This is a genomic window from Serratia sp. M24T3 (assembly GCF_000257645.1).
Classification (GTDB): Bacteria; Pseudomonadota; Gammaproteobacteria; order Enterobacterales; family Enterobacteriaceae; genus Rouxiella.
Map to the genome: position 1 here is coordinate 227418 of NZ_AJHJ01000005.1, position 20768 is coordinate 248185.

The window sequence follows — 20768 nt, forward strand, 5'->3', positions numbered from 1 at the left end:
CTTAAAACACCTCTTTAACATGATGGGCAGTGGCGATGGCGCGCAGCACGGCACGGGCTTTATTACGGGTTTCGTCGGCTTCGGCTTGTGGAACGGAGTCGAGCACCACACCGCCACCGGCCTGCACTGTTGCAATGCCGTCTTCTACATAAGCGGAGCGGATAACGATGCAGGTATCAAGGTCGCCGTGGGCTGTAAAGTAACCCACCGCGCCGCCGTAGCTGCCGCGGCGCGATTGTTCCGATTCGGCAATAAGCTGCATGGCGCGCACTTTCGGCGCTCCGGTCAGCGTGCCCATATTCATGACAGCCTGATAGGCGTGCAGCACGTCGAGATCGGCGCGCAACGTGCCGACGACGCGAGAGACAAGATGCATTACCACAGAATAGCGGTCAACTTTGGTCAGGTCGGCGACATAGCGGCTGCCCGGCTCGCAGATGCGCGCCAAATCGTTACGCGCCAGGTCAACCAACATCAGGTGCTCTGCCAGTTCTTTGTGATCGGTACGCATTTCCAGCTCGATGCGGCTGTCGAGATCGGCATCCAGTGAACCGTCGGCGCGACGACCGCGAGGGCGAGTTCCGGCAATTGGATAGATCTCTATCTGGCGGTTGGTGGCATCATATTTCAGCGCACTTTCCGGTGAAGCGCCAAACAGCGTAAAATCGTTGTCCTGCATAAAGAACATGTAAGGGCTTGGATTGCTGTTTTTTAGCGTTTCATAGGCTGCCAACGGCGCCGGGCAAGGCAGAGAGAAGCGGCGAGAAGGCACCACCTGGAAAATCTCTCCGATGCGAATCGCTGCTTTCATTTGTTCAACCACGCCGCCAAACTCTTCGTCGCTTTGATTGCAACTTAGCTTCATATCGTGAACGGTTTGATGAGGAATGGCGTGTGGAGGCTGTTGCAGCTGGTGTTGCAGCTGTTCCAGGCGTTGGACCAAACGTTGTTTCTCTTCTAGATTCGGCGTGAACAGGCTGGCCTGGAGACGGCTGGTGCGTTTCTGATGATCCAGAACCAGCAGCGTTTCTGCCAGATAAAAACAGAAGTCAGGGCAGCGCTGATCGGCGCGCAGCTGAGGCAAATCTTCGAATCCAGCGACTAAATCATAGGCAAACAGGCCGCCGAGGAACATCGCTTCACGTTCTTCCTCTGGTGACTCGACGAGGTTCAGCACGTTTCGCAGCGCATCGAAAACAGATTTTGAACGCAGACGCGCGTCTTCGTCCTGCATGGTATCAATCACCGGGAAAGTCAGTTCACGACCGTTCGGGCGTACCACATTTTGCACATCGGCAGGCAAAGACTCATCAAGCAGCGGCAGCAAAGAAGCCCCGTTAATGGTCAGCGCCTGAATGTTTACCACGCGACCCATCGCCGTGATACGCAGCGCGCTGTCAACGATCAGCAGGCTTTTCAGGCTCTCTTTGGTATTAATTTCAGCACTTTCCAACAGCAGTGTTGCAGGGCGTGCGCCACACAGCTGATGGAAGATAGCCGTCGGATCACCACGGTGACTTCCTTGTGATGTCAACAATTCTAATTTATGTCGTTGATTGCTCATGATTATTCCTAAATTTTATCCACAAAAAAGCCCGCTTTAAGCGGGCTTCGGGTATCTGCAGCGTCTGATGACAGCTATGCGCAATTACACCGCCCGCGAAGGGGAGGCGCGCCACCAGCTGTTAGAAGAAGTCATGTTGTTTTTCATCATCAGTCACTCTTGTAAGTTGTGCTTGCCTGAATTCGGTTGTCACGATCTGTTGTGAACTTGCGTACTAGTTAACTAGTTCGGCGGTGTAAAGTCAACCTTCTTTTTTGCACTCTTTAAGCAATTTGGGCGTATGGCACAAAGCATGTGTCGAATCGTTTAAAAAGCCATCGATTTAAAAACTCTTACCGAGATAGCGGTAACCCTGAAGAGGCTTACGCGTTATGATAGGTGCAGTTTTTTATAATAGGTCTTTCTGTAATCATTATGACATCCAGTTTATCCGACAATCCTGCATTCACTCTTTACGACCTGCACAGCCACACCACTGCCTCTGACGGTTATCTCACCCCGGAAGCGCTGGTCGCCCGTGCAGTTGAAATGCGTGTCGGGGTTTTAGCTATTACCGATCATGACAACACTGACGGGCTGGCCCGCGCGGCAGCGGCAATCGAGCAGCATAATCTGCCGCTGCAACTGATTAACGGCGTTGAAATCTCAACGCTGTGGGAAAATCACGAAATCCACATTGTTGGACTGCGTATCGATCCGCAGCACCCGGCAATGGTCGCGCTGCTGGCGAAACAGGCGCAGCGGCGAGTCGAGCGTGCTCAGGAAATTGGCCGTCGTTTGGCCAAGGCTCGCATAGAAGGTGCCTGGGAAGGTGCATTACGCCATGCCGATGGGGGAGCCGTTACCCGTGCGCACTTTGCGCGCTATCTGGTTGAGATAGGCGCGGCAGAAAACATCGCCAAGGTGTTCAAAAAGTATCTGGCAAAAGGCAATACCGGCTACGTTCCGCCTCAGTGGTGTACAATAGAAGAAGCTATTGATGTTATACACCAATCTGGTGGACAGGCTGTTGTTGCTCATCCGGGGCGCTATGACTTGTCTACCAAGTGGCTAAAGCGGCTGCTCGCCTACTTTGCCGCACAAGGCGGCGATGCGATGGAAGTTGCACAGTGCCAGCAAGCGCCGCATGAGCGCACGCAGCACGCCGCATTTGCCCGTGATTATAATTTACTGGCGTCACAAGGGTCAGATTTCCATCAACCCTGCTCGTGGATAGAACTAGGTCGTAAGCTCTGGTTGCCGGCGAATGTCACCGCCGTGTGGCATGACTGGCCCGTTCTTCGTCCTTGAAGCTGCAACAGCGTTGGCTTCTTTTTCAAACGAGTAAATGTGTCGCCCAGAAGTGAAGAGGATTTGTTATGAGTCAGTATTTTTATGTCCATCCCGAGAACCCGCAACCGCGTCTGGTCAAACAGGCTGTAGATATGCTGCGCAAAGGGTCGGTCATTGTTTACCCGACAGACTCGGGTTATGCGCTGGGCTGTCGTTTGGAAGATAAAGGCTCGATGGAGCGTATTTGTCGCATTCGCCAACTTGACGGTAATCACAATTTCACCCTGGTCTGCCGCGATCTGTCGGAGCTGTCGACCTATGCTTATGTCGATAATACCGCTTTTCGCCTGATCAAAAACAATACTCCGGGCAGCTACACCTTTATTCTCAAGGCGACCAAAGAAGTGCCTCGCCGTTTGATGAATGACAAACGCAAAACCATTGGTTTGCGCGTGCCGTCCAATCCTATTGCTTTGGCGTTGCTAGATGAGCTTGGAGAGCCGTTGATGTCGACAACTCTGATGCTGCCGGGCAACGACTTTGCGCAAGCCGACCCGGAAGAGATCAAAGATAGCATCGGTAAGCTGGTGGATTTGATCCTCGACGGCGGTTCAATTGGCCAGCAACCGACCACGGTTATTGATTTGACCGACTCGATCCCTGAAGTTATCCGCGAAGGGGCGGGCGATCCGGCACCGTTTCGCTAATCATTGAGTCTTTTAAAGCCTTTTGATAGTCATAAGACACAATAAAGCGGTCATACTGCCGGTAAAACAATCGATTAACGTCTCTTCTAGCGGATAGAAAAACCTCGTCAGCGGTAATCTGAGACCAAATAGCAGTGGGAACTGCATTTGGTCTTCCTTCCCTTGCGTCAGTAAAATCTGCATATTTTGAAAGTACAAATATAGCGGGCAATCTATGAGTTAAATCCTGCTGGTGAATCCTGCAGGCATTGAACATCTCGGCGCGCTGTTGGGGGGAATAATAACGATATTCTGGACCTGTGCTTTTTTTTAGAAATGGTAGATAAACACATTCTGCATTAGTGAAGTCGAATGCTTTTTTTAGATCCGCTACTAGAGTCATAACAAAAGGGCGTAACTTTTCAGCAGTAATACTTGCTAAAAATAGCCTCTGTTCAATAAGAGTATCGGTCAATAAATTAACTGAAAATTCTTTATCCCAATCCTGATAATTTATGAATGTTAATTGACTGAATGCTTCACTGATATAACGAGCACTCACACGGTCGTCCTCCATATCAGGCAAGGAACATGTCCATTGTATGTTTTGCACTAACTCATGAAAATACAACTGCAAATGAAGGGTATTGGGGTTGTCAAATAATTGAGTGAGTTGATTACTCAGTGAAGTGTCATGTTTCCCTTCGATTCGATTAAGCAAAAAATCCCATAACTCTGGTGCAGCGACAGTAATACGTTTATTTGTAATCATTTGCAATAATGCGTCGAAATCGTGCTGCCAAAATGGAACGTAATAGTTATGTAAATATTGAATTTGTTGCATTACGCTTGGTTTGATCGAGATAAAGCTGACCAAACGGGTCTGATTTATCTTATTAATTTCCATCGCTACGCTGATATTATTTAAAGATTGTTGCCAAAGTTGTGTACTATTATTGTTAAATAGGGCTATGAGAAGTTTTGTATAGATTTTACGCTTAATCGCCAATTGCTCAACTGTTGTATCATTTATATTCCTTATGGGCATCAACTGGTCCAAGGTTGTCAGATCGCAGTGGAAACGCAGTTCGTTAAAAGTACATTTATTTTCTAAGAAGGTAATTGCGTAAGGTAGGTAGGAATCAGGGTTGGAAAATTCACTAATAATATTTTGATGTTGCTGTTCACCCGATTCAGCCGAAGAACTCTGAAGTTTTTTTCTAACGCCGCGAAATACTTTAGGTGCAATCTTTTGACCAATAAAGCCCACAGCAGGTGCTGCGTTGGCTTTGACTCCCTGGGCAACAGTCTTAAGGAGCAGCCCTTTATTCATATTGCTAAATGCATCAACAAACCCGTGCATATTCCATTTAAAAAAATTGGGCAGGGGAATTGGCGAGCCTCTGGAAATAAAGTTATAAACGCCATCGATAAAAACGTGGCTAACTTTTTGCTGTGGCAGATTGAACATTTCCTGACTATAAATGTTTTTATAAAGTCTTTTAAACTCGTCAAGCGTTTCAGGGGAAATTCCTGAGATTCTCTTTGAGAAAAAACTTTCGACAGACTGAAAAAATGCATTTTTAAATGCTTTTTCAGTTGGATAGACTAATTTTCTTACCCCTTTAATCGCGATCCTAAATGGGAAAGAGACGATTTTTCCGGCTGGGATGAAATTTAGCCCGCAGGTTAAACCGTCAATTGCTGTTATCCATAGGCTATCTTTACCGTTGGCCAAGCCTGAAGAAACGTCATAGCATTCTATAAAGGGTAGCCAGGGCCGAAAAGCTAACCAGCGTGGATCTGTTGACAATTCTATTTCTTCAGACGTTTCACCATAAGCATTAACTTTTCTATCTACTCGGGGTTGTAGTTGATGTTGTTGCAAACGACGAAAGACTTTATCTTTGCTATCAAATTCTTCAATGTCTAATTCATAGGTGTAGTAGAGAATAGAAGCTTGAGGGATAATGCATTTTTTTTCAGTATTGGTTTCAATGTAACTAGCTTTATTCTCCGTCATATATTGGCGTAAAAAATCATGAATGTCCAAAACGTCAGTATCATCGCTGCACTGGGTTAATCTTTCAATTAACAAGTTTTCATGCGTTTTTAAATGGAATCGACGATTGAAAGAATAAACTCTGCGGCTATTGTTACTTTCAGCAATGACAATCGAAGCCAAATTCCATGTTTCGAATTTTTCTTTTTGTCTCCCTTCTAACTGAGCAAACAGGTTCAACAAGGTGTGGGCATATTTTGTTAAGTTGATAATTTGGAATTTTGTTGAATTACTAATAAAATCTTGATCGTTTTGCGATAAAAGGTTCAAAGAAAGTAAAATTGATTGGTAAATAAGTTTGGATTCTTGACTGAGGTTATCATCATATTTAACGTTAAAAATCTTCTTGATACTGCGATGGCTGATTATTTTTTTGAGATATTGCTCAATATCTTGTAAAGGATATTTTTTAGCTAAAATATCAAAGACATGGGGATCGATTTTCAGCATTACCTCTAAGTGTCCGTTCAATGCAACGTATTGTTCCAGCCAGGTGCGGTATTTTTCAACGGCAATCATATGGCTCCTCGGAATCATTGCCCCAGTTCGTCCGCTGTTGCTTTCTCTTTTTTTAAAATCATTATGAATGACTTTAAAAGCATTTTCTTTGGATAAATTCCCCGGGTAGGGAATAATTTTCTTTGCCGTCCAAGGGACCTTTTCGTTAAAACCAAGCTCTGATACCGCTAATGCAATCATTGACATTCGATCTATATAAGTCAAAGCACCAATACGCTGTTCGATCTCGGCGATTTCATACTCTGTATTAAAAACCATCCGGTGAATTTGGGCAATAAAACCTTGTTGTTTAAATGCTGCTGCATAGATCTCACTGTGCGTTATCAGGTAGATTATTTTTAAATCTTCATTTCTAACCTCATTTAAGGTCTGCAAAAAATTGTCATAGCTTAATTCATCACCTTTAGTTTTGAGATATAGGTCGCCATGAATAGCATGGGAGTTTTGCTTACTGATGGCCGGTGATTTTTCGCCATCGAATTGAATACCAATACATACATTGGGCATTTCCAGATAAATCAAGAAAAAAATCAGTCTCCGGGTATCTACATTGTGTGGATTAAAAGGAGCTAATAAAGAACCCATTATATCCTGTAGGTGATCATAAAATTGCTGCATGGTTTGATTTTTATAGTTGCTTTCAACGGTATCATTTTTCGGCGAATGCCGGTTATGAATATACCACTGGTAATAAAGGCCTACAGCGGAAGTTTTTATCCGAGAGAGGGCGTCAAGAATTGAGTATCGGGTTTCAGTAGACCTTAGTATCAGGTGCATTATCAACGCCAAGGCGTCCCGCAGCTCAGGGCGAGTTAATTTTTTATTATTAATATCGCAAGTAAGATCGATACTTTGATTATGCGGCCATATCATTAAACGCAACTTGCCTTGGCTGCTCTTTTTCGAGCGCAAAAGCCCAATAGTTTTGTTGCCACCCAGATCTTTAATTTGCGTAAATAATTCATTGATTTTACGAAAATTGAAATCTCCACGAGCGTTAATGATTTCATCTGCCAATCTGGCAATAATTTCGACGCCGTTTGACCGAGTGTTATTAATAGGTATTGGCAATATGTTGATAGCCGCGGCGAGAATCAACTCATCGATCTGCTCCCTCGGCGTAAAATTAGAGATGTGCAAGCTACGCGTTCTCGCTAAGCGATTTAAAGCTTCACGCCGTTGATGACTGCTAATTTTGACTGGCAAGTTAGTTTTATTTTCGGAATTTGCTTCATGCACCAGATACGTATAGAGGGCTGAAACAGCTTGATATCCGACATAACTGATCGCCCCTGTGGTACTGATTAAGGCGAAAGCAATGATTGCTGGACTCGGGTTAACAGATTTTCTTTGAGCAAAATGTGCCGCTTGACTACTTAGGATCACAGGAAGGAGTGGACTGTTTACTTGACCTTTAACAGTGGAGCCGCTGGTTATAACCGGCCTATTTACAACGTAATAGGGTATTAACTCAGTACTAGCAGCACTAGTAGTACTAGGATTATCAGTAGGCCGAGAGCCGTAATATTTTCGTGGTTGAAATTGGATTGAGCTGGCGTGTTTTTCAAATTGAGAGGAAATCCGAAGCGGAATATCAGTAGCTTTCCCGAGCCTTGGCGAGGAGCGTGTGATGTAGCGGCTGATCTCGAGCAATTTTATTGCGACGCATCCCATCTCACGAGTCCCGGCGGGTAGAGAATATGGCGAGGGTTTTCGGGATATTGTCCACATTATATAAGCAGCCAACATTGAGACAGTCGCTAAAGGTGAATAGCTATTAAAAAATGGCAACGAGCCGCCGCCATCAATTGCACCAATCACCCATTCGGTATAACAATAAATAACCTCTGGCAACGGAATGTCGCGATAATGCTGCAAGGCGACCCATGCTTGTGGTAATTCTAAAATAAATGCCAGCCCTGAAGCAGTTCTGCTGATAAGGCTCGCCTGTATGATATTGACCACCGCACTTGCTGACTGGCAAAGCCAGGTTTTAGTCTCTTCCTCCATTGACGCCAGCCGCACAGGATGAGTAATAAACATTCTTAATAACTCGGCCTGAAAAATAGAATCTAGCAGGTTAATCAGAGGCGCTAAATTAGGGCGGAAATAGCTTTTATCCATTATCGAATTGAGCAGAGCAGTGCTGGATAACGCGCCCAGAGCTGTACCGAGTGAGAGGCTGGTGGGGGATAAAGATAATGAAGACAGCAGCGGGTTCATAGCGCGGGAATAAGAATGCACCAAAAGGTCTGCAGCTTTGACCGTAGCCAAATGATGACTCGAAGCCAAAATAATTTCATAGCCATTGCTTCGCGACGAGGTTGAATCTAGGTATGACCGTTGTGGATCATTACTGGTTAGACTCGCTACAGTATTTTTTATCAGCGATAACAAATAAATCATCGGGTTAGGGGATAGATGGGAGGGCCTGATCGGCTGTAAATCTGAGCCTGTAGTCACGCGCATAGTGATACACTCACCAATAGGTTGGGCAGCATTTTTTTGCTGGCTAAACGCTAAATCCTATCCACCATTTTTTTAAAATACTTTAAAATTTCACCCATTCATCTACAGAGAGTTTGAGTATTTTTGAAACGGCCCATATTAAATAGCCGCACTCAGATTTATTGACTTGGCGCTTACAGAAACCCTCATGCCATTAGAGGCATCTTTTAGCATAAAAATCGTGTAATATGTCCGACCACATAGCATAAAGTTGACGCCAGTACTTTGAGCCGAATTGAATGACTTTATTGAAAAATGTGATAAGAATTATAGGGTTAGGGCTATTCAGCCGTAACTTTCTGCAAGTAGAATAGATAATGACGCCTGTGAAGGCGACAAATGAGGCTGCTCAATGAGCGAGAAGTTTAATTCCAGTAAGCAAAAAAACGATAAATTTTCGTCTGACAAACCGCGTTCACAGCGCAGCGATTCGGATAAGCCACGCGGTAAAAAACCTGGCACTGAAAAATCACGTATCGAAACAGTTCGTGGTGGCAAGCCTGCCGCGGATAAATCAGGTGCAGACAAAGCACGAACCGGCAGTCGTAATGACAAGCCGCGCACCGACAAGCCTCGCAGCGATAAGCCGCGTTCAGGCAAACCAGCAGGCGATAAGCCACGCAGCACCAAGCCGCGCGCCGAATCTCTGATGGTAAAAAAAGTCAACGATGAAGAAGTTGAAGACGCACCGAAATACGAAAAGCCGAAGAATGCGCTTGACGACGGTGATGGCCTGCAAAGCGAAAAACTGCAAAAAGTCTTGGCTCGCGCGGGCCACGGTTCTCGTCGTGAAGTTGAAGCCATGATTCAGGCAGGGCGCATCAGTGTTGACGGTAAGATTTCTACCCTCGGCGACCGTGTAGAACTGGTTGCCGGCACCAAGATCCGTCTCGACGGTCACGTGCTGTCAATCCTTGAAGCCGAAGATACGGTTTGTCGCGTCCTGGCTTACTACAAGCCGGAAGGCGAGCTATGTACCCGCAGCGATCCCGAAGGTCGTCCTACCGTGTTCGACCGCCTGCCGAAAATGCGCGGTTCGCGTTGGGTTGCTGTTGGCCGTCTCGACGTTAACACCTCAGGTTTGTTGCTTTTCACTACCGATGGTGAGCTGGCTAACCGCCTGATGCACCCAAGCCGTGAAGTAGAGCGTGAATACGCGGTGCGCGTATTTGGTCAGATTGATGACGAAAAAATCAAACAGCTGAGCCGTGGCGTTCAACTGGAAGATGGCCCGGCTGCCTTCCGTACTATCAAGTACCAGGGCGGTGAAGGTCTGAACCAGTGGTACAACGTGACTCTGACCGAAGGCCGTAACCGCGAAGTGCGTCGTCTTTGGGAAGCTGTAGGCGTTCAGGTGAGCCGATTGATCCGTGTTCGATACGGTGACTTGAATCTGCCAAAAGGTCTGCCTCGTGGCGGTTATAAAGAGTTGGATCTTCCAGATATCAACTATCTTCGTCAACTGGTTGATATGACTGAAGAAACCGTGAGCAAGCTGCCGGTTGAGCGCGATCGTCGTCGCGTCAAGGCTAATCAGATTCGCCGTGCGGTTAAGCGCCATACTCAAGTTGCGCCAGCACGTCGCAGCAGCGGTCCGTGAAAACGTTAATCGTTAACCAAACTGTGAGTTGAATAGAGAACCGCAGTCTGAGTGCTGCGGTTTTTTTTGCCCGGAAAACCGCAGTGGCTACCAGTCAATTCCCTGTTGCGCCATGATTCCAGCGTCGAAGGCGTGCTTTACCGGGCGCAATTCGCTAACCGTATCGGCCAATTCCAGCACATCACGATGGCAGCCGCGGCCGGTAATAATCACCGTCTGATGCGCCGGGCGATTATTCAGCGCATCAATGACCTCTTGAAGATCCAGATAGCCAAAGCTCAGCATGTAAGTTAGCTCGTCAAGCACGACCAAATTAAGCGATGCATCAGCCAGCATACGTTTACCGTGCTGCCAGACCGCCTGACACGCCACGGTATCGGTTTCTTTATTCTGCGTTTCCCAGGTAAAACCCGTGGCCATCACCTGAAACTCAACCCCGTGCGGTTCGAGCAGATTTCGTTCACCGTTTGGCCATTCGCCCTTGATAAACTGGATCACACCCGCACGCTGCCCGTGTCCGACGGCGCGAGTCACAGTACCAAAGGCACCGGTAGTTTTGCCTTTACCGTTACCGGTTAGAACAATCAGAATACCGCGAGCTTCTTTGGCAGCGTCGATACGCGCATCGACCTGTTCTTTCAATTTTTGCTGGCGCTGCTGGTGCCTGTCTGCCGTCATCTTTTTTGCTCTATTTATTCAGCTGGGCCAGCTTTGCGGCCGGGTTGCGCATCAAAACTGGTGCCGGTTTTGCGACGACTATCATCCCCCATCAGATACAAATATAGAGGCATAATATCAGCAGGGGTTTTCAGCTTCTGGCTGTTTTCGTCAGGGAAGGCCGAGGCGCGCATACTGGTGCGCGTTCCGCCTGGATTGATGCAGTTAACCCGCAAATTGGTGTTTTTATACTCGTCGGCCAATACCTGCATCAGCCCTTCGGTAGCAAACTTGGACACCGCATAGGCTCCCCATCCGCTGCGGCCCTCACGACCCGCGCTGGAGCTGGTAAATACCAGAGACGAGCTGGCTGATTTCAACAACAGTGGCAGCAGACTTTGGGTCAGCATAAAGGTTGCGTTGACGTTAACTTGCATCACGTCATGCCAGTCTTGCAGTTTTATCTCGCTGACCGGCACAATTTCACTGAGCAATCCGGCATTGTGCAACACACCGTCGAGGCGCGGCACCCATTGGGCAATGCGCTCGGCCACCTGATTACAGTCATGCTGTGTGGCGTGGAGTAAATCGGCGGTAATAAACTCGGCTGGCAGCCAGCCTTCGCGGGCAATCTCTTGCTGTACGGCCACCAGTTTACTCTCTGTGCGACCAAGCAGGATAACGCGTGCGCCAAAGCGAGAATAGGTCAGAGCGGCTTCACGGCCAATGCCGTCACCAGCGCCGGTAACGAGAATAATGCGCTGGCTGAGTAAGTCGGATTTTGGATGATAATGCACGGGAAATGTCCTCTGTTAGGTGTCAGATGCGGTGGCAAAGGCCAACAACGCACCAGCACAACGCGTTTGCCGGGAGCTGAAACCTCAACCGAGACCAAACGAATTGCCGGAATATGTTTTATCAATAGTTTGATAATTGCTGTTATATGCCTGAAATGGACATGACTTTCAATAATTAACCCACTATTGAGTAGATCATTTGTAACAAAAATGAATCTCAGGCGCATCATCTTTAGCAAAATTAACGCGATAATGGTGCAAGTCCAGCGTTTATGTGCTGTCAGTCTTTGCAGAAGCAAGACTCATGAGCAACGATTGTCTAGAATGGACCTCGTCACTTATCAGAATGTTATAAGGCGGTATTTGTGGATTTACTTTCTCTGTACGGGCTGTTTTTGGCCAAGATTGTCACCGTAGTGGTCGCGATTGGTGCGCTGGTCGTTCTTTTTGTTGGGTTGCGCCAGCGTAAATCAGCAGGTAAGGGCGAATTACGCCTGACCGACCTGGGTGAAGAATATCGTGAAATGCAGCGTGAAATGCGCACCGCCCGCCTGAATCCGGCAGAACAGAAGTTAAGCCTCAAGGCGTTTAAAAAAGAAGAGAAGGCTGAGGCCAAAGCCAAAAAGCAGCAGGCTAAAACTGGAACGGTTAAAAGCAAGCCATGCCTGTATGTCCTGGATTTCAAAGGCAGCATGGACGCCCATGAGGTGACTTCGCTGCGTGAGGAGATTTCGGCAGTTCTGGCCGTGGCGACTCCGCAGGATGAAGTGCTGCTGCGTCTTGAAAGCCCTGGCGGCGTGGTGCACGGTTATGGATTGGCCTCCTCACAGCTGGCTCGCCTGACTCAGGCGGGAGTGCGCTTAACTGTGGCGGTTGATAAAGTGGCCGCCAGCGGGGGGTATATGATGGCCTGCGTTGCCGATCGCATTGTAGCTGCTCCTTTTGCCATCATTGGTTCCATTGGCGTGGTTGCGCAGATCCCTAACTTTAGCCGCCTGCTGAAAAAGAATAATATTGATGTTGAGTTGCATACCGCTGGTCAGTTTAAACGTACCTTAACGCTGTTTGGTGAAAACACGGATGAAGGTCGTGAAAAATTCCAGGAAGATCTCAACGAAACTCACGTGTTGTTCAAAGAGTTTGTTCATCAACATCGCCCATCTTTGGACATCGATGCGGTTGCTACCGGCGAGCACTGGTTCGGCTCTCAGGCGCGTGAAAAAGGGCTGATTGACGCCATTGGCACCAGTGATGATTTACTGATCGCAGAAATGAAAAACCACGAGGTGATTTCAGTGCGTTATAGCCGTCGTAAACGCATGATGGATCGCTTTACCGGTAGCGCAGCAGAGAGCGCCGATCGACTGTTTTTACGCTGGTTACAACGCGGTGAAAAACCACTTTTGTAAGATATTTAGAAGGGACTTCGGTCCCTTTTTTAATCACTAAAATTACCTGTTATAAAAAGATGAAAATTTAATTAAAGACCTAATCTTTTCGACCAAAAAATAAACTAAATTTCCAGGTGGTATTTATCTGAAAAAAGAGTGGCGAGAAGTTTAAACATATTAAAAACGGCGGTGGTTTTTCCGGTCGGTAATCCTTGTTCATCCAGAAAGAATTCCCCACGAAAAACCAGCACATTTCCCTTTTGTTCAACTTCTGTTGCTTTCATTCCCGGTAGATAATGTTCATGCTGGCGAATTACTTTATTTGCTTCTATAAGTAGTGCTCCAGGATTTATAGCTGCGGTGTGTAAGTGCATAACAATACTCCTCGCGTTAATCTCTTGGGCAATTGTAGAACTCTGGCCTGCAAGGCCGCAACCCTGCTGGGACAGGGCTGGAAGAATTTTGAACATATAATGTTCTGATTGGCAGAAAGCGCATTTACGTGCTAATTAAGTTGCGTGGCGATTTTTATCAGGTAGAGTGTGGGATTTTCTGGCGTAGGGTGGAATGATTTGTTTACGCCCTGAGATTATTTCAGGCTATGATCCTTGCACTTTTAACACTGTTCGGGCTGCAAACGCATAAAAACTCATTGGGTTGCCCCTCTGGAGGACAGTGATAAAAGGTCATGAAAAAAAATGGTTGATCTCCTGACTGAGTGCCGCAATATAAAAAAAGACATTAAATGTGCCGCGGCATAAACAAGACAAAATCTTCTTTTCGAGAAGAATAATTTAGGTAAAAGGTAATTATGGGCAAAGCTCTCGTAATAGTTGAGTCCCCGGCAAAAGCCAAAACGATTAATAAATATTTAGGAAATGACTACGTGGTTAAGTCCAGCGTCGGTCATATCCGCGATTTGCCTACCAGCGGATCCGCGAGTAAAAAAAGCGCTAGCTCAGCCGAAGATAAAACAAAGAAAAAAGTTAAAAAGGATGAGAAAACCGCGCTGGTAAATCGCATGGGCGTTGACCCATTCCATGGTTGGGAAGCGCAATACGAAATATTGCCAGGTAAAGAAAAGGTTGTAGCCGAGTTAAAATCTCTCGCAGAAAAAGCTGACCATATCTATCTCGCAACCGACCTTGACCGCGAAGGAGAGGCGATTGCCTGGCATTTGCGGGAAGTGATTGGTGGTGATGATAAACGCTTCAGCCGTGTTGTTTTTAACGAAATTACCAAGAATGCCATTCAACAGGCATTTGAGCAGCCGGGCGAGCTAAATATTGATCGTGTGAATGCCCAGCAGGCGCGCCGTTTTATGGACCGCGTTGTGGGTTACATGGTTTCTCCGTTGCTGTGGAAGAAAATTGCTCGTGGGCTTTCAGCGGGGCGCGTTCAATCCGTCGCGGTGCGCCTTGTCGTTGAGCGAGAAAAAGAGATTAAGGCCTTCGTTCCCGAAGAATATTGGGAACTGCACGCCGATTTGCAGTCCAAAGAGAAAATTGACCTGCAAATGGAGGTGACTCATCACCTCGAAAAACCTTTCAAACCGGTTAACCGCGAGCAGACTCACGCCGCCGTTGCGCTGCTTGAAAAAGCCCGTTACGACGTGGTGGATCGTGAAGACAAACCGACCAGCAGCAAGCCAGGAGCTCCTTTTATTACCTCCACCTTGCAGCAGGCGGCAAGCACGCGTCTGAGCTTCGGCGTCAAGAAAACCATGATGATGGCCCAGCGGCTGTATGAAGCTGGTCACATTACTTACATGCGTACCGACTCAACCAATCTGAGCAAAGACGCGGTAGAAATGGTGCGTGGCTATATTGGTGACAATTTTGGCGAGAAGTACTTGCCAAAGGCGCCTAATCAATACAGCAACAAAGAAAATTCACAGGAAGCGCACGAAGCGATTCGTCCATCCGACGTGAGTGTGGTGTCTGAGCAGTTGAAAGACATGGAAGCCGATGCGCAAAGATTGTATCAGCTGATCTGGCGTCAGTTTGTCGCCTGTCAGATGGTGCCAGCGCAGTACGATTCCACGACGCTGACTGTCAAGGCCGGTGATTACTCGCTGCGTGCCAAGGGCCGCACATTGCGTTTCGATGGTTGGACTCACGTCATGCCAGCGCTGCGCAAGGGTGATGAAGACCGCACGCTGCCACCGATTGAAGTCGGCAGTACATTGAATTTGCAACAGCTGCTGCCTACTCAGCACTTTACCAAGCCGCCTGCACGATTTAGCGAAGCGTCTCTGGTGAAAGAGCTTGAAAAACGCGGTATTGGCCGTCCGTCTACCTATGCATCGATCATTTCGACCATTCAGGATCGCGGGTACGTTCACGTTGAAAATCGCCGCTTCTATGCCGAGAAAATGGGCGAGATCGTTACCGATCGTCTGGAAGATAACTTCCGCGAGTTGATGAACTACGATTTCACCGCCCGAATGGAAGACGGCCTCGACCAGGTTGCGAATAATAAAGCCGAGTGGAAAGGCGTGCTGGACGATTTCTTTGCCCAGTTCAGCCAACAGCTTGAAACCGCCGAGAAAGATCCGGAAGAGGGCGGTATGCGCCCGAACCAGATGGTGATGACCAGCATTGAATGCCCAACCTGTGGGCGTCCAATGGGGATCCGTACCGCAACTACCGGCGTGTTCCTGGGCTGTTCTGGCTACGCGTTGCCGCCGAAAGAGCGCTGCAAAACCACTATTAATCTGGTGCCGGAATCAGAAGTCCTGAACATTCTCGAAGGGGATGATGCCGAAACCAATGCCCTGCGTGCTCGTCGTCGCTGTACCAAGTGCGGCACAGCGATGGACAGTTACCTGATCGATACCGGCCGCAAACTGCATGTCTGTGGTAATAACCCGGCCTGCGACGGTTATGAAATCGAAGAGGGTGAGTTCCGCATCAAGGGTTACGATGGTCCAGTGGTTGAGTGCGATAAGTGTGGTTCCGAGATGCACCTGAAAATGGGGCGTTTTGGTAAATACATGGGCTGCACCAACGAGACCTGTAAAAATACCCGCAAGATTTTGCGTAACGGCGACGTGGCTCCACCGAAGGAAGATCCGGTTCCATTACCTGAACTGCCGTGTGAAAAATCGGATGCTTACTTCGTGCTGCGTGATGGTGCGGCGGGCGTGTTCCTGGCGGCCAATACTTTCCCTAAATCGCGCGAAACCCGCGCACCGTTAGTGGAAGAGCTGTTGCGATTCAAAGATCGCCTGCCGGAAAAATTGAGCTATTTGGCCGATGCGCCAGTGGCCGATCCAGAAGGGAACAAGTCGATGGTGCGTTTCAGCCGTAAGACTAAACAGCAGTATGTTTCTTCTGAGAAAGACGGCAAGGCGACAGGCTGGACGGCATTTTATGTCGACGGCAAATGGGAAGAAGGCAAAAAATAACTTTCTGCCTCGCGCCTGTGAAGTTAATCTTAAAAACCAGCCTTGATGGCTGGTTTTTTTATTGTAATCAGGTCAATCGTCGTTAGATTTTGCTGCGGGTCGGTCAGTGTCTTCGTTAAAGTTAAGGAATCTTGAATTTTTTATAACCAGACACGAGACAAAATTGTTTGATAAATGATACTGTTGATATATAAAATATTGTTTTTATGCATTATTAGAATTAATCGGCACAAACAATTGAGAATACCCCCTTCCTTTCTGTCAGCAAAGAGAAGGAGAGTGGTGGGCAGGGTTTAACACTAGGATGGTATAAGATATGAAATTGCAGCAACTGCGTTACATCGTAGAAGTTGTTAATCACAATCTGAACGTCTCTTCGACGGCAGAAGGCCTCTACACCTCACAACCGGGCATCAGCAAGCAAGTCCGTATGCTTGAGGATGAACTAGGGATCCAGATATTTGCCCGCAGCGGTAAACATCTCACCCAGGTCACCCCTGCGGGTCAGGAGATTATCCGCATTGCCCGCGAAGTGCTGTCAAAAGTTGATGCGATTAAAGCCGTAGCCGGAGAACATACCTATCCTGATAAAGGGTCGCTGTATGTGGCCACCACCCATACTCAGGCGCGATACGCGTTGCCTAATGTGATTAAGGGATTCATCGAGCGTTATCCGCGTGTTTCACTGCACATGCACCAGGGGTCGCCGACGCAAATTGCCGAAGCAGTGTCCAAAGGCAACGCAGATTTTGCCATCGCCACCGAAGCGCTGCATCTTTATGATGATCTGATTATGCTGCCTTGCTATCACTGGAATCGTGCCGTAGTCGTGCAGCCAGATCATCCGCTGGCAGGCAAAGAAAAGGTCACCATTGAAGAGCTGGCCTCCTATCCGATTGTTACCTATACCTTTGGTTTTACCGGCCGTTCGGAACTGGATACCGCGTTTAATCGCGCCGGTTTGACACCGCGCATCGTCTTTACCGCCACTGATGCAGACGTGATCAAAACCTACGTTCGCCTCGGATTGGGCGTTGGGGTCATTGCCAGCATGGCGGTGGATCCGCTGCAAGATCCCGATCTGGTCACTGTGGATGCCAGCGATATCTTTACTCATAGCACCACTAAAATTGGTTTCCGCCGCAGTACTTTCCTGCGCAGTTACATGTACGATTTCATCCAGCGATTTGCGCCGCACCTGACTCGCGACGTGGTCGACAGTGCTATCGCATTGCGCTCCAATGAAGACATTGAAGCTTTGTTTAAAGATATTAAACTCCCGCACAAGTAATGCGATATCAGGCCGCGCCTCAGGCGGCCTGATGCCTTTCTCAAAGCCAGCACCTGCGTTTAACCTACTCCCAATCATCTGCAAATCTGCTCAGAATTCTGTCTTATCCAATTTCACCAAGCCAATTTCCAGCCTCAATCCTGCATGATCTTATCTGCGCCTTTGCTGGAAGCTTAGGTTGCCAATATGTAATTAGCACTTCGTGTTGTTATTAAAATGTTAATTATATTTTGTGTTATCTTTATAAGAACACGCACCGTCTGGCGGGTCTTTCCTGTCATTTGGTCTAAAATGTTAAGCCACACACAAAAAAAGAGCGTCAAAAGGAGAAGCTATGTCGTCCGATCTTCGCAAGAATAGTCAGGATAAGCTGGCAGATCTTGATAAGGAATATCACTTTTACAGCTTACCCAAAGCTGCCGCCACCCTCGGTAATATCGATAAACTCCCGAAATCCATGAAGGTGCTGCTGGAAAACCTGTTGCGTAACATTGACGGAGATACCGTCACGGAACAAGACTTGCAGGCCATTGTTGACTGGCAAAAAACCGGGCACGCAGATAGAGAAATTGCCTACCGTCCAGCGCGCGTGCTGATGCAGGATTTTACCGGTGTTCCTGCCGTGGTGGACCTTGCTGCCATGCGACAGGCGGTCGAACGCCTCGGCGGTAACGTCAATCAGGTCAATCCTTTATCTCCCGTTGATCTAGTGATTGACCATTCGGTGACTGTCGATGAGTTCGGCGATCGCGCCGCTTTTGGTGAAAACGTCAAGCTCGAGATGGAGCGTAACCACGAGCGTTATATTTTCCTGCGCTGGGGCCAGAAAGCCTTTAACCGTTTCCGCGTCGTGCCGCCGGGCACGGGGATTTGTCACCAGGTAAACCTTGAATATCTCGGCCAAACCGTGTGGCACGAGCAGCAAAACGGCGTTGAAGTTGCTTACCCTGACACGCTGGTCGGCACCGACTCACATACCACGATGATTAACGGCCTGGGCGTACTGGGCTGGGGCTGTGGTGGTATCGAAGCCGAAGCGGCAATGCTGGGTCAGCCAGTCTCGATGCTGATCCCTGACGTTGTAGGCTTTAAGCTTTCGGGCAAGCTTGGTGAAGGTATTACCGCAACTGACCTGGTGTTAACCGTTACCCAAATGCTGCGTAAGCACGGAGTCGTGGGTAAATTTGTAGAGTTTTACGGTGATGGTCTGGCTGATTTGCCACTGGCCGACCGTGCGACCATTGCCAATATGTCCCCTGAATTTGGCGCTACCTGCGGCTTTTTCCCGGTCGACGAAGTAACCTTGAGCTATATGAAACTCAGCGGCCGCAGCGACGAGCAGATTGCGCTGGTTCAGGCCTATAGCAAAGAGCAGGGACTGTGGCGCAATGAAGGTGACGAGCCTATTTTCACCAGTACTCTTGCGCTGGACATGGGAACCGTTGAGTCGAGTCTGGCGGGCCCTAAACGTCCACAGGATCGTGTGGCATTGCCCAACGTGCCGCAGGCATTTAAGTTGGCTACCGAGCTTGAACTGAGTAACTCAACCTCACACAGCGACAGTGTCGATTTTAATTATAAAGATCAGGCGCTGCAGCTCACTACCGGCGCAGTGGTTATCGCCGCAATTACTTCCTGCACCAATACCTCCAACCCCAGCGTTTTGATGGCCGCCGGTCTGCTGGCTAAAAACGCCGCTGCGCGCGGGCTGAAAAGCAAGCCATGGGTCAAGACCTCGTTGGCACCTGGCTCAAAAGTGGTGACCGAATATCTTAATGCCGCTGGCCTGATGCCAGAGTTGGAAAAACTCGGCTTTAACCTGGTGGGTTACGGCTGTACCACTTGTATTGGTAACTCAGGCCCGCTGCCGGAACCGATAGAAACCGCTATCAAGCAGGGCGATTTGACCGTCGGTGCCGTCCTTTCCGGTAACCGTAACTTTGAAGGTCGTATTCACCCGTTGATCAAAACCAACTGGCTGGCCTCGCCGCCGCTGGTGGTTGCTTACGCTCTGGCAGGGAATATGTCGGTCAATTTGACTCACGATCCGCTCGGCATCGGCAGTGACGGCAAACCAGTCTATTTGCGTGATATCTGGCCTTCGGCCAATGAGATCGCCAAAGCGGTCGAGCAGGTGAAAACTGAGATGTTCCACAAAGAGTACGCCGAAGTGTTTAACGGTGATGAAAACTGGCAGAGTATCAAGGTTGAAGGCACGCCTACTTACGCCTGGCAGGAGGATTCGACGTATATTCGCCACCCGCCATTCTTTAGCGACATGAAAGTTAAACCGGATCCCGTGCAGGACATCAAAGATGCACGCATTCTGGCTATTTTGGCCGATTCGGTAACCACTGACCATATTTCCCCGGCGGGTAATATCAAAGCCGAGAGTCCGGCAGGGCGTTATCTCAGCGAGCACGGTGTAAAAACCGGTGATTTCAATTCCTATGGTTCACGACGTGGTAATCATGAGGTGATGATGCGCGGGACCTTTGCCAACATCCGTATTCGTAACGAAATGGTTCCCGGTGTAGAAGGTGGGGTAACCCGGCATATTCCTTCCGGCGATCGCCTGGCTATTTATGATGCGGCAATGCGCTATCAGGCAGAGGGCGTGCCGACCGCGGTGATTGCCGGTAAAGAGTATGGTTCCGGCTCCAGCCGTGACTGGGCAGCCAAAGGTCCTAGACTACTCGGGGTTCGCGTAGTCATCGCCGAATCTTTTGAGCGTATCCACCGTTCAAACCTGATTGGCATGGGGATCTTGCCTCTGGAGTTTCCACAGGGAGTCAGCCGTAAGACACTGAATCTCAAAGGGGACGAGACCATTAGCGTCAGTGGAATGCAGTCGTTGAAACCGGGGCAGGACGTGCCGGTGCACATTACTTACGCCGACGGCAGGAAAGAGGTCATTAATGCGCGCAGTCGTATCGATACCGGCAATGAACTGACCTATTTTGAAAACGGCGGGATCCTGCACTACGTGATCCGAAAAATGCTGTAGCCTGT

At 48.3% G+C, this 20768-nt stretch carries 12 protein-coding genes and 1 other annotated feature; of the genes, 7 read left to right on the forward strand and 5 right to left on the reverse strand.

What is annotated here, in order from left to right; all coding sequences use genetic code 11:
* Position 1: 1 nt before the first annotated feature.
* Complete coding sequence (locus SPM24T3_RS06840; protein ID WP_009635994.1) at positions 2–1564, reverse strand: anthranilate synthase component 1; 1563 nt, start codon at positions 1562–1564, stop codon at positions 2–4.
* Positions 1565–1585: 21 nt separating this feature from the next.
* Positions 1586–1687, reverse strand: a sequence feature (Trp leader region).
* Between the two features lie 291 nt (positions 1688–1978).
* Between SPM24T3_RS06840 and SPM24T3_RS06845 the strand changes: the two genes are divergently transcribed.
* Together SPM24T3_RS06845 and SPM24T3_RS06850 are read left to right on the forward strand one after the other, a co-directional pair.
* Positions 1979–2854: a PHP domain-containing protein gene (locus tag SPM24T3_RS06845; protein ID WP_037377777.1), complete on the forward strand. Its 876-nt coding sequence runs from the start codon at positions 1979–1981 to the stop codon at positions 2852–2854.
* Positions 2855–2922: 68 nt separating this feature from the next.
* Positions 2923–3543 (forward strand): L-threonylcarbamoyladenylate synthase, encoded by a 621-nt coding sequence (locus tag SPM24T3_RS06850; RefSeq protein WP_009635996.1) that lies wholly within the window; start codon positions 2923–2925, stop codon positions 3541–3543.
* Here SPM24T3_RS06850 and SPM24T3_RS06855 read toward each other — a convergent pair.
* Positions 3503–8377, reverse strand: coding sequence for a hypothetical protein (locus SPM24T3_RS06855; RefSeq protein ID WP_237712985.1), 4875 nt, complete (start codon positions 8375–8377; stop codon positions 3503–3505). The genes SPM24T3_RS06850 and SPM24T3_RS06855 overlap by 41 nt on opposite strands.
* A gap of 883 nt (positions 8378–9260) precedes the next feature.
* On the opposite strand from SPM24T3_RS06855, the gene rluB reads away from it, so the two are divergent.
* Complete coding sequence (gene rluB, locus SPM24T3_RS06860; protein ID WP_237712987.1) at positions 9261–10211, forward strand: 23S rRNA pseudouridine(2605) synthase RluB; 951 nt, start codon at positions 9261–9263, stop codon at positions 10209–10211.
* 87 nt (positions 10212–10298) lie between these two features.
* Here rluB and cobO read toward each other — a convergent pair whose 3' ends face one another.
* Together cobO and SPM24T3_RS06870 are read right to left on the reverse strand one after the other, a co-directional pair.
* On the reverse strand, positions 10299–10889 hold the full coding sequence (gene cobO / locus SPM24T3_RS06865; protein WP_009635999.1) for a cob(I)yrinic acid a,c-diamide adenosyltransferase: 591 nt from the start codon (positions 10887–10889) through the stop codon (positions 10299–10301).
* Between the two features lie 14 nt (positions 10890–10903).
* A complete protein-coding gene (locus SPM24T3_RS06870; RefSeq protein WP_009636000.1) occupies positions 10904–11665 on the reverse strand; it encodes a YciK family oxidoreductase in 762 nt (253 codons plus the stop codon).
* A gap of 365 nt (positions 11666–12030) precedes the next feature.
* Here SPM24T3_RS06870 and sohB point away from each other — a divergent pair, with 365 nt between their 5' ends.
* Complete coding sequence (gene sohB, locus SPM24T3_RS06875) at positions 12031–13074, forward strand: protease SohB (RefSeq protein ID WP_009636001.1); 1044 nt, start codon at positions 12031–12033, stop codon at positions 13072–13074.
* Positions 13075–13178: 104 nt separating this feature from the next.
* Here the strand turns inward: sohB and SPM24T3_RS06880 are convergent, their stop codons facing one another.
* Positions 13179–13430: a DUF2498 family protein gene (locus SPM24T3_RS06880; protein WP_009636002.1), complete on the reverse strand. Its 252-nt coding sequence runs from the start codon at positions 13428–13430 to the stop codon at positions 13179–13181.
* A 437-nt stretch (positions 13431–13867) separates the two neighbouring features.
* Between SPM24T3_RS06880 and topA the strand changes: the two genes are divergently transcribed.
* The 3 genes from topA to acnA all read left to right on the forward strand — a co-directional run bounded on the left by topA (position 13868) and on the right by acnA (position 20763).
* The gene (topA, locus tag SPM24T3_RS06885; RefSeq protein WP_009636003.1) at positions 13868–16465 is read left to right on the forward strand and encodes a type I DNA topoisomerase; all 2598 of its coding nucleotides are present in this window, start codon (positions 13868–13870) and stop codon (positions 16463–16465) included.
* Between the two features lie 316 nt (positions 16466–16781).
* The gene (gene cysB, locus SPM24T3_RS06890; protein WP_009636004.1) at positions 16782–17756 is read left to right on the forward strand and encodes an HTH-type transcriptional regulator CysB; all 975 of its coding nucleotides are present in this window, start codon (positions 16782–16784) and stop codon (positions 17754–17756) included.
* Positions 17757–18090: 334 nt separating this feature from the next.
* A complete protein-coding gene (gene acnA / locus SPM24T3_RS06895; RefSeq protein WP_009636005.1) occupies positions 18091–20763 on the forward strand; it encodes an aconitate hydratase AcnA in 2673 nt (890 codons plus the stop codon).
* Positions 20764–20768 lie beyond the last annotated feature (5 nt).